The organism is Flavobacterium xizangense, assembly GCF_054075145.1.
On record NZ_JBSIPG010000377.1, the window covers coordinates 1 to 209 of the forward strand.

The 209-nt window shown below is 45.5% G+C and carries 1 protein-coding gene; it reads left to right on the forward strand.

The window, feature by feature from the left end; genetic code table 11:
- Window positions 1-209 (forward strand): PIG-L family deacetylase (locus tag ACWA1B_RS23840; RefSeq protein WP_456911181.1); only part of this gene is annotated, 209 nt, incomplete at both ends.

A 209-nucleotide genomic window follows, 5' to 3' on the forward strand; every position in this document is an offset into this window, starting at 1 on the left:
CTGCAGCACACCATTACAGGATGGCCTGGCGGAAAGCCGAATACAGACGATTCGCACCGTCCGGAAAGAGCCAATCCAGCCAAGAAAAGAGTGATTCTTTTCAGTCCGCATCCAGATGATGACGTAATTTCTATGGGAGGAACTTTCTCCAAATTGATCAAACAAGGACATGATGTGCATGTTGTATATCAGACTTCTGGAAATATAGC